Source organism: Armatimonas sp. (assembly GCF_043760365.1).
Lineage (GTDB): Bacteria > Armatimonadota > Armatimonadia > Armatimonadales > Armatimonadaceae > Armatimonas.
The window spans coordinates 1-10,014 of the sequence record NZ_JAYUPA010000758.1; the positions used below are offsets into that span (position 1 = coordinate 1).

General features: G+C 61.3%; 8 protein-coding genes. 7 read left to right on the plus strand and 1 reads right to left on the minus strand.

Features of this window, described 5'->3' with window-relative positions; genetic code table 11:
• The 7 genes from purL to ACH2EH_RS18155 all read left to right on the plus strand — a co-directional run.
• Window positions 1–1,939: phosphoribosylformylglycinamidine synthase subunit PurL (gene purL / locus ACH2EH_RS18125; protein WP_395143804.1), on the plus strand; the 1,939-nt coding region annotated here is incomplete at its 5' end.
• Between the two features lie 6 nt (window positions 1,940–1,945).
• A complete protein-coding gene (locus ACH2EH_RS18130; RefSeq protein WP_395143806.1) occupies window positions 1,946–3,259 on the plus strand; it encodes an NAD(P)/FAD-dependent oxidoreductase in 1,314 nt (437 codons plus the stop codon).
• Between the two features lies 1 nt (window position 3,260).
• Window positions 3,261–4,502, plus strand: a complete 1,242-nt coding sequence (locus ACH2EH_RS18135) for a cation:proton antiporter (protein ID WP_395143808.1) — start codon at window positions 3,261–3,263, stop codon at window positions 4,500–4,502.
• Entirely contained in the window at window positions 4,484–5,818 is a 1,335-nt protein-coding gene (locus tag ACH2EH_RS18140) for a coproporphyrinogen-III oxidase family protein (protein ID WP_395143810.1), read from the plus strand. Before ACH2EH_RS18135 ends, ACH2EH_RS18140 begins: the two co-directional genes overlap by 19 nt.
• On the plus strand, window positions 5,811–6,344 hold the full coding sequence (locus tag ACH2EH_RS18145) for a hypothetical protein (RefSeq protein WP_395143812.1): 534 nt from the start codon (window positions 5,811–5,813) through the stop codon (window positions 6,342–6,344). The genes ACH2EH_RS18140 and ACH2EH_RS18145 overlap by 8 nt, the downstream gene beginning before the upstream one ends.
• Before the next feature lie 167 nt (window positions 6,345–6,511).
• Window positions 6,512–6,967 (plus strand): acyl-CoA thioesterase, encoded by a 456-nt coding sequence (locus tag ACH2EH_RS18150; protein ID WP_395143814.1) that lies wholly within the window; start codon window positions 6,512–6,514, stop codon window positions 6,965–6,967.
• The gene (locus tag ACH2EH_RS18155; protein WP_395143816.1) at window positions 6,964–8,250 is read left to right on the plus strand and encodes a phenylacetate--CoA ligase family protein; all 1,287 of its coding nucleotides are present in this window, start codon (window positions 6,964–6,966) and stop codon (window positions 8,248–8,250) included. Before ACH2EH_RS18150 ends, ACH2EH_RS18155 begins: the two co-directional genes overlap by 4 nt.
• Here the strand turns inward: ACH2EH_RS18155 and ACH2EH_RS18160 are convergent.
• Window positions 8,251–10,014: SCO7613 C-terminal domain-containing membrane protein (locus tag ACH2EH_RS18160; RefSeq protein ID WP_395143817.1), on the minus strand; the 1,764-nt coding region annotated here is incomplete at its 5' end.

Consider the following 10,014-nt stretch of genomic DNA (forward strand, 5'->3'; position numbering starts at 1 on the left):
AATCCTGCGCGATATCTTCACCATGGGCGCTCGCCCGGTGGCGAGTTTAAACTCCCTTAGATTCGGTCCGATTGAGGGCAACGACGCCACCGCGATCCGTAACCGCTATCTCTTCGAGCACGTGGTTTCTGGTGTGGGCTCCTACGGAAATTGCGTTGGCGTCGCCACGGTAGGGGGCGAGATCTACTTCGATCCGTGCTACAACGGCAACCCGCTGGTCAATGCGATGAGCATCGGGATTGTGAAGCTTGATGCGATTGCGTCGGCGAAGGCCAAGGGAATCGGCAATCAGGTGCTCTATGTCGGCTCGGCGACGGGGCGCGATGGGATTCACGGGGCGACGTTTGCCAGTGTGGAGTTAAGTGAGGAATCGGAGGCCAAGCGGCCCAATGTGCAGTGCGGCGATCCGTTTATGGAGAAGCTACTGATTGAGGCGACGCTTGAGGCGCTGGCGACCGGCGGGATTGTCGGGATTCAGGACATGGGCGCGGCGGGGCTGACCTGTGGGACGAGCGAGATGAGCGCCAAGGGCTCGCTGGGGATGACGATTGATATCCAGAAAGTACCGCGCCGTGAGACGGGGATGAACGCCTACGAGGTGCTGCTCTCCGAGAGCCAGGAGCGGATGCTAGCCGTGGTGGACAGAGGCCGCGAGGACGAAGTGGCGGCGGTGTTCCATAAGTGGGGGCTGAACGCGGCCTATATCGGGGTGATGACCGAGACCGGCAACGTGCAGGTCTGGGACGGTGAGCGCTTGGAGGCCAATATTCCCGCCAAGTCGCTGGCCGATGAGTGCCCGACGTATTATTTAGACGCCGCCGAGCCCGAGTACATCGCCCAAGTCCAGAGCGCGGATTTCTCGACCCTGCCCGAGCCCGAGAGCTACGGGGAAGTGCTTCTGAAGCTGCTCGCGACGCCCAGTATTGCCAGCAAGCGCTGGGTCTGGGAGCAGTACGACACCATGGTACAGACCCAGACCGAGGTGCTTCCGGGGCGCGGCGATGCGGCGGTGCTCTCCATTCGGGAGGCAAACGGGCGAAAGATCGCAGCGACCACGGACTGCAACCCGCGTTTCTGTTATTTGGACCCGTTTGTCGGAGCGCAGCTTGCCGTCGCGGAGGCCGCACGCAACTTGAGCTGTGTGGGGGCCGTGCCCGCCGCGCTCACGGACTGTCTGAATTTCCCCTCGCCCGAGAAGCCCGCCGGGTTCTGGCAGTTTCGGCGTGCCGTGGAAGGGATGGCGCAGGCCGCCGACTTCTTCAAGACGCCGGTTGTTTCCGGGAACGTGAGCTTCTACAATGAGACCCCCGAGGGCGCGATCTACCCAACCCCCACCGTGGGCATGGTCGGCGTGATCCCGGAGAACGTCGAGCCGATGGGCCTCTCTTTCCAAAGCGACGGCGATCTCATCTATCTCCTGCGCCCGGTTGGCACCGAGAGCGCGACGGGAATTGGGGGGAGCGAGTATCTCTACCGCATTCATGGGCGCGCCGAGGGCAAGCCGAAGCTAGACTTGGCCGCCGAAGCGAGTGTCCAGAAAGTCGTTCGTGAGGCCGTCGCCCTCGTCCTGATCCAGAGCGCCCACGACTGCTCCGAGGGCGGCTTCATGACCGCCGTCGCCGAGAGCTGTCTGGGGGGCAACAAAGGGGCCGAGATCCGCTTCGCCATCACGGACTTTGTGGCAGGAGACGGCAGCGATCTTCCCTGGAGCGCAGTGCTGTTTGGCGAGTCCCCGAGCCGTATCGTGGTGACGGTGAAAGAAGGCACCACCGAGCAGAGTGCGCTTTTGGATCTGTGCGAGCAAAATAGTGTCGAGCCTGTCTTTATCGGGCAAGTGAAAAACAACAACAAGCTCGATGCTGCGGGACTTCTGGAACTTTCACTGGACCAGCTACGCTCTGCCTTTGAAGGCGCAATTCCTAAGATTATGGGGAAGTAAGCAAAAATGAGTCATGCAAGTAATCCTGATGTGATCGTCATTGGTGGCGGGCCTGCCGGTTCGACCGTCTCTACCCTGATTGCTCAGAAGGGCTTCACGGTTCGACTTTTCGAGCGTGAGCACTTCCCGCGCTTTCATATCGGCGAGTCGCTGATCCCGGAGACCTACTGGGTTTTGGAGCGCCTGGGGATGCTGGAGAAGCTCAAAAAGAGCCACTTTGTGCACAAGCACAGTGTCCAGTTCGTCAACTCCGCGGGCAAGACCAGTGCGCCGTTCTACTTCTGGGACAACAAGCCCCACGAGTGCTCCCAGACCTGGCAGGTGGTGCGTAGCGAGTTTGACCTGATGATGCTCAACAACGCCCGTGAGCATGGCGTGGATGCGCAAGAGGGCGTGCGTGTGCGGGAAGTGCTCTTTGAGGGCGGCAAGGCTGTCGGGGTGAAGATTCAGCTCGAAAACGGCACACTGGAGGAAGTGCACGCGAGTGTCGTGATAGATGCCAGTGGACAGAGCAATCTTCTGGCGAATAAGCTCAATCTGCGCACCTGGGACCCCGTGCTGAATAAAGGCGCAATCTGGACGTACTGGAAAGGAGCCTTTCGCGACGAGGGCCGCAACGCCGGGGCGACCATGGTGCTCCAGACGGGCGACAAAAAAGGCTGGTTCTGGTACATTCCCCTCCACGACGACCGCATGAGTGTGGGCGTGGTTGGGCCGTTTGATTATTTGTTCAAGGGCCGTGAGAGCCACGAGAAAACTTACCAAGAGGAAGTGGAGGCGTGCCCCGGCGTGAAAGAGCGCCTCGCCAACGCGACACGCGACACGGGCTACTTTGCGACCAAAGACTACTCGTACCGTTGCACACAGGCGGCGGGTAACGGCTGGGTGCTGGTGGGCGATGCGTTTGGCTTTCTGGATCCGCTCTACTCCTCTGGGGTGCTGCTCGCGCTCAAGTCTGGTCAACTCGCCGCCGATGCGGTGGTGGAGGGCCTGGAGAAAGGCGATGTCTCGAAGGAGCAGCTGGGCAAGTGGGGGCCGGACTTCAACAAGGGCGTGGATCGCATGCGCCGCTTGGTCTGTGAGTACTACGAGGGCTTTAGTTTCGGGCAGTTTATCAAGACCTACCCGCATCTTCGCAACACCATGACCGACTTACTTATCGGCGATCTCTTCACGGAGCGCGTGGACGAAGTCTGGGCCCCGATGGAGTCGCTCTACCCGGACAATAAGATCCCGCCCGCCCCGTGGGACACGCCCTCGGGGATGGATGTGGAGCACAAAGCCAATGAGCTGGTGCTCCCCGATGGGTACAAACCCTAGGATGCCCCTGGCCGATCCCCTGTCTCAGGTACTTCTGGCGCTCGCTGCGGTGATCGTGACAGGGCTTATCCTGGGGAAAATACTTCGTTTTTTGGGACAGCCGCCGGTAATCGGGGAGATTGTTGCGGGCGTACTCCTTGGTCCCTCGCTGCTGGGGCCACGCCTTTCTGGGATGCTGCTGCCCTCTTCCGTGGCTCCCACGCTGGGTATAATCGCTCAGTTGGGAATCTTGCTGTACATGTTTACGGTGGGGCTTGAACTCAGCGGTCAAGCGCTTCGGCAGCGAACCAAAACCCTGGTGGCGACTTCTCTGGCGGGGCTTCTGGTTCCCTTTAGCCTCGGAATGGGACTCGCGTTTCTGCTCTATCCCCGCTTTGCAGGAGGCACAGTGGGATTTCTTGGCTTTTCCCTCTTCTTGGGAATCTCTCTCTCCGTGACTGCGTTTCCGGTGCTGGCGCGCATCCTCGCTGAGCGACAGCTACTGAAGACCGAGCTTGGCTCTCTGGCGCTCACGTGTGCTGCCGTGGGCGATGGCGCGGCTTGGTGCCTACTGGCGCTTGTGGTAGGGGTGGTGAAGACGCAGGTTGGGGTGGGGCTGCGCGTCGCGCTCCTCACTCTGGCGTATCTAACCGTCATGCTATTTGTGGTGCGACCCTTGGCACGTCGCCTGATTGCACGCTGGGAGGCCGAGCTCCCTGCACCGACGCGTAGTGCATTGGTGCTGGTGGCACTGATTCTCTCCGCTCTGACTACCGAGCAGATTGGTATCCATGCCATCTTTGGTGCATTTCTGCTCGGGGCGATTCTTCCCAGTAGCAGTGGGATTGCCAAGAGACTGATTCAGCAACTTCAGCCGGTGGTAACCGCACTCCTGCTTCCCGCGTTTTTTGCCCTCACGGGAATGCGCACACGAATTGACCTCCTCTCTGGCGCAGGAGTTTGGTTGATCTGTGGTGGTATTATTCTGGTAGCGACCTTGGGGAAGGTGGGGGGCACTTTTTTCGCAGCGAGGGGAACTGGCGTGGGAACGCGCGACGCTATGATACTAGGAGCCTTGATGAATACGCGAGGGCTGATGGAGCTGATCGTATTGAACATTGGGCTCGATCTTCACGTTATTTCTCCCACTTTATTTGCGATGATGGTGGTGATGGCACTCGTGACGACGATGATGACCGCACCTGCACTACACTGGCTTTTGCCAGACTTAAGAAAGACGACGCAATGGCGACAACACGACTGAACTTAGAGATGCTCGGGGCGCAAGAGACCAAGGCCGGAAATTATTTCGTCTCCAACTACCCTCCCTACTCTTTCTGGACACCCGCCTCGGTGCCGGAGGCTCTTGCCACTTTGGAGCGTGAACCCCTGCCAGACACGCCGCTCGGAATCTATTTGCACATTCCGTTTTGCCGCAAGCGCTGCCACTTCTGCTATTTTCGCGTCTACACCGATAAGAACGCCGGGGAGATCAAGCGCTATCTGGATGCGGCCATTGCGGAGATGACAACCTACGCGAGCAAGCCGTTTATTGGGGGACGCAAGCCGCGCTTTGTGTACTTTGGCGGTGGGACACCGTCGTATCTTTCGACCACGCAGCTCACCTACCTCACCGATGCTATGAAGGCACTTCTTCCCTGGGACGAGGCGGAGGAAGTGACGTTCGAGTGCGAGCCGGGGACGCTTAATGAGCACAAGCTGACCACGATTCGCAATGTCGGGGTGACGCGCCTGAGCCTGGGTGTGGAGCACTTCGATGAGAGCATCCTGAAGCTCAATGGCCGTGCGCACGGAGCCAAAGAGATTGACCGTGCCTACAACTTTGCGCGCTCCGTGGGCTTTCCACAGATCAACATTGACTTGATTGCGGGAATGATGGGCGACACCGACGCGCTCTGGCAGGCCACGGTCGCGAAAGCCATCGAGCTTCTGCCCGACAGCGTGACGATCTACCAGATGGAGATTCCCTACAACACGACGATCTTTGCGGAGATGCAGGAGGGCGGCAACGAGATCGCTCCCGTGGCGACCTGGGCCAAGAAGCGTGAGTGGGTGCAGTACGCGTTTGGGCAGCTAGAGCAGGCAGGCTACACCGTCACCAGCGGCTACACCGCTGTGCGTGATCCTGCCACAACCCGGTTTTGCTACCGCGATCAGCTCTGGGCGGGCGCGGATCTGCTCGGGCTCGGGGTGGCGTCGTTCTCCCATGTTGGGGGAGTCCACTTCCAGAACCAGCACAACTTCGATCCGTATATTGACAAAATCACGGGGGGTGAGCTTCCGATCTACCGTGCTTTAACTCCGACGGCGGAGCAGAGCCTGATCCGTGAGCTGATCTTGCAGTTCAAGCTGGGGCATGTCAATCGGGGCTACTTTGCCCATAAGTTCGGTGTGGACCTGCGCACGCGGTTTGCAGAGACTCTGAAGGAGCTGCGAACCGAGGGCTACTTGGAAGAGCACGGCGACGAGCTGCGGCTCAACCGTGAGGGCCTGCTTCGTGTGGATCGCCTTGTCCATGAGTTCTTCCTGCCCGAGCACCGAGATGCGCGGTATGCCTGAGCTTAATCTTTTCTTCCCATTGGATCTCTTGCATGAGCAGGAAGGCATTGCCCTGCCACGGATCGAGCGGGTGGAGGGTGAGGCCGTTCCTCAGCCCTACCGACAGCTTCTGGTGCATCTCAACGACATGACCCCGACTCTGAGTGCGTTTCACGGACAGGAGATCGCGCTTCGCGTGCTGGGCCGCCGCATTCAGGGCGATGTACTCTTCCGTGAGGTCATTCTGCTCGCCGGAAAGAGTCCCGTGGAGTTTGGGGCGATTGCGATTCATCTGAGCGAGTTCACGCCCGAGGCACGTACGGATATTGAGGCAGGGCACCTGCCACTGGGCACGATTCTGGCCAAGCACAAGGTCGTGCACGTGAGCTGCCCTCAGGCGTTTCTGAAGATCGAGGCCAATGCGTTTATCAACGAGGTCTTTGGGCTCTCGGAGGAGACCAATACCCTCTACGGGCGACGCAATATCCACGCGACACCAAGCGGTGCGGTGATTGCGGACATCTTGGAGATTCTGCCCCATGCGTAAACGACCTCTCCCTCCCCCAGCCCCTCCCCGGGTACCCTCTGGGTGCGGGCGCTCATTCTTCGCTGGGGAAGAGAGGGGAGGCAGATCATATCATTTCCCCTTTCCCACGCCCAGAGGGCACCCGGGACGACTGCCCGGGAGAGGGGGTAGGGGGAGAGGTAGTTCCCATGCCCCATGAGTTCGTCCTGCGCCACCGGGTTGAGTTCGCGGATACGGACATGGCGGGCATCATTCACTTCTCCAGCTACTTTCGCTACATGGAGGTGACTGAGCACGCGTTTTTTCGCTCGCTGGGTTTCTCCGTCGCGAGCCGGGATGCCGGTATCGGCTGGCCACGGGTGGATGTCGGCTGCGAGTTTCGTGCGCCGTTGCGCTTCGAGGATGAACTGGACGTGAGATTGGTTGTGGTTGAGAAAAAATCCAAGTCGCTGCGCTATGAATTTCATATCACCAAAGTCGGGGAGGAGCCGTTGCTGGAAGTGGCGACGGGCCGCATGACCGTGGTATGCGTCGCCATGGACGTCGAGATGGGCACGATGAAGGCCACGCGAATCCCTGAGGCGCTCGCGGTGCAAATTGATGTTGCCCCTGAGGAAATCTTGGAAATTTCGGAAACCCAATGAGCTTCCCTAATCGCGCGGCACTTGAAGCCGAGCAGCTTAAGCAGCTCAATACGCTCCTCGCCGCGCTGGTGCCAAGCAATGCTTTCTACGCCCCAAAACTCGAAGCGGCAGACCTAGCGCAAGGAGTCGGCTCGCTGGCGGAGTTCTTTGCAAAGCTTCCGCTAACCACCAAGCAGCAGATCGTGGACGATCAGCGGGAGTACGCGCCGTACGGAACCAACTTGACCTACCCCATCGAGTACTACACGCGCTTCTGCCAGACAAGCGGCACGAGCGGCTTCACCCTGCGCTGGCTGGACACCACGGACTCGTGGGAGTGGATGGTGGAGAACTGGATGGAGGTGTTTCGCGCCGCCGAAGTATCTGCCCGTGATCGCCTCTTCTACGCCTTCTCGTTTGGTCCGTTTCTGGGATTCTGGACTGCCTTTGCCGCCGGGGAGCGCCTGGGCTGTCTGTGCTTGCCCGGCGGAGGGATGAGCAGCGCTGCACGCCTCAAGACGATCCTAGACAACTGTGTTACCACGCTTTGTTGCACGCCAACCTACGCGATCCGCCTGGGGGAAGTGGCGCAAGAAGAGGGGATTGATCTGGCGACTAGTGCCGTTCGCCGCATTATTGTCGCCGGTGAGCCGGGCGCGGGGATTCCGGCGACCCGGGCACGTATCGAGCAGCTCTGGCCGGGCGCGCGGCTCTGGGATCACCACGGGATGACCGAGACCGGCCCTGTGAGCTTCGAGTGCCCTGTGCGCCCGGGCGTGCTGCATGTGCTGGAGTCTCGGTTTATCGCCGAGGTTCTCGACCCGGAGACACTCCAACCGACGCTTCCCGGTGAGCGTGGTGAGCTGGTACTGACGAACTTGGGGCGCATGGGCTCGCCGCTCTTGCGCTACCGAACGGGTGATCTTGTCCAACCTAGTACTAATACCATCTGTGCCTGTGGCCGCTCCGATCTGGTGCTAGAGGGTGGAATCCTAGGCCGCACCGACGATATGCTCGTGGTGCGCGGCGTCAACCTCTACCCCTCGGCGGTCGAGGCGGTTTTAAGGCGCTTTGCAGAAATGGGCGAGTACCGCGTCACGTTGAGCACCGTCAATGCCCTCCGAGAGGCACTCGTCGAGCTTGAAGCGCTGCCCACCTGCCCTGATCCCGAAGCACTGCGCCTCGCGGCGGAATCAGCGCTTCGTACGACCTTTCATCTGCGCATCCCCCTAGTCCTCGTCGCCTTTGGAACGCTGCCGCGCTCCGAGATGAAGGCCCAGCGCTGGGTTCGTACAGAGACTTAGTCAGTCCCAGCTCTGGTAGGTCTCCCGCACGGATTCGGCCCAGCGGCGCAGTGCTTCGCGGCGCTTATCAAACTGGAGCGCGGCAGCGAGAACCCCGACGCCCAGGAGGGTGAGATAGACCCCGAAGTTGATCTCCCGCAGCGGATCCCAGAGTTTGATGACCAGAAGCGTGATGAGAAACGCGATCCCGCCGCCCAGATAGACTTTGACGCGCTGCTGGATGCCCGCCGCGACGGCGACCAAGCACTCCAGAACGAGCAGAATCGCGTGCTGCCAGTCGTGGGGGTTGGTGACGATGGCCAAAAGTGAGGGGCCCAGTAGCAGAAGTAAACCAGGGGCGCGCAGGGGGGCCTGGTTCATGCGCTCGGCGATCAACAAAAGATAGATCCCGATGGGCATCAGAAAGTAGCCGAGTTTGTCGGAGCCCAGCCCGAACTGGTCGAAGAAATAGAGGCCGTAGGCGGCGAAGGCACAGGCGAAGGCGCTGTGGAGGTAGTTGGGCTGCCTGCGCAAGCCCGCCGTGGCCGCGAGAGTCGCAGCGCTCAGCCCAAGCGTGTAGATTGTCCAGCGCCCCTGATCCTGCGCGGTGAGCCTGTACACCCCGGTCACGACCGCGACTGCTGTGGTGGCCACGCCCACGGCGCTGAGTGTTTCCCAGAGAGGAGTGCTCCGCCGGAGGCTCGCCGCCAGCCCCAGCCAGAATGCAGCAAGGCCAGCCAGTAAGAAGCCCACCTGTGCCAGGGAGAGGGAAGGGTGTGGGTACCCGCTCGCTGCAAGCGCCACGGCAGCGGTCGCCAGTCCGGCCGCAGTCGCAACCCCGCTGGGGCGGTACCCTAGCAGCGAGACCACGGCCAGTGCGGCTCCCGTCACCACGATCGAGAGCGGCGAGCTGCCCGAAGGAAGTAGTACCATAGCTAAGAAACCCAGCACGGCAAAGAACTCCGTGAGGCGCAGTGGCCTGTCGGTGTCGCCTTCCGCGCGGCTCAGCCAGAGGAGCACGGGAACCAGGGCGAGGCTCCAGAACGGGAGCAGGGCCGCAGGAAGCAGGCTCGCTGCGAGATGCCCCACCGCAAGAAGCCACAGCGTGGCCCGTGGCCCGAGATCCGCCTTTGCAGGAAGCGTGACACCCGCCACAAAAAGCGCCAGGGCGAGAACGGGAAGGGGCAGGTCATGCCCCACCGTTGCCCAGCGTAGCCACTGCGCCGCCAGAGCGAATCCCAGAGGGATCAGTGCGCCGCGCGCCGCCACGGGCCGGTCCTGCCAGAGCCCCCAGAGGCCGAGCCCGGCGGACGCGAGCATCAGCACCGTGCAGTTTGTCCCGACACTCTTGCTGTCCATAAGCCCGGTGAGCTGGCCCGCGCAGGCCCAGCCAAACGCCGCAAGGGCACACTGCCGCAAAATAACCGCACGTTCTTCGGTTGAGGTGCGCAGGCTCAGGAGTCCGAAGGCGAGCGCGGGAAGCAGCAACCAGCGCAGCGGACCGGCGGGCAGGCCCGTGGCAGCGACAAACCAGTCATCGAGTGCAAGGGCGACGAGGCGGCAGGCCGCGAGGGCAAGCGCCGAGGTGCACAAAAGGCCTTGCGGCGTTCGTGCGGCGACCAGCCAGAGAACTGCCTCCGCCGCAAAGAGCCCTGCCAGGGGCACATCACGCGCTTCGGGGGCAAGCAGAACGGGGAACAAGCCCAGGAGGGTGAGCGCCCGGGCACTGTTCTGGTACGGGGCGGCGCTGGCCTGTCCCTCGCCCCGCTGGAAGCGAGTTAGAAG

Coding starts and splice junctions, on each gene's coding strand:
- ACH2EH_RS18130 (WP_395143806.1), top strand. CDS start 1,946: ATGAGTCATGCAAGTAATCCTGATGTGATCGTCATTGGTGGCGGGCCT.
- ACH2EH_RS18135 (WP_395143808.1), top strand. CDS start 3,261: ATGCCCCTGGCCGATCCCCTGTCTCAGGTACTTCTGGCGCTCGCTGCG.
- ACH2EH_RS18140 (WP_395143810.1), top strand. CDS start 4,484: ATGGCGACAACACGACTGAACTTAGAGATGCTCGGGGCGCAAGAGACC.
- ACH2EH_RS18145 (WP_395143812.1), top strand. CDS start 5,811: ATGCCTGAGCTTAATCTTTTCTTCCCATTGGATCTCTTGCATGAGCAG.
- ACH2EH_RS18150 (WP_395143814.1), top strand. CDS start 6,512: ATGCCCCATGAGTTCGTCCTGCGCCACCGGGTTGAGTTCGCGGATACG.
- ACH2EH_RS18155 (WP_395143816.1), top strand. CDS start 6,964: ATGAGCTTCCCTAATCGCGCGGCACTTGAAGCCGAGCAGCTTAAGCAG.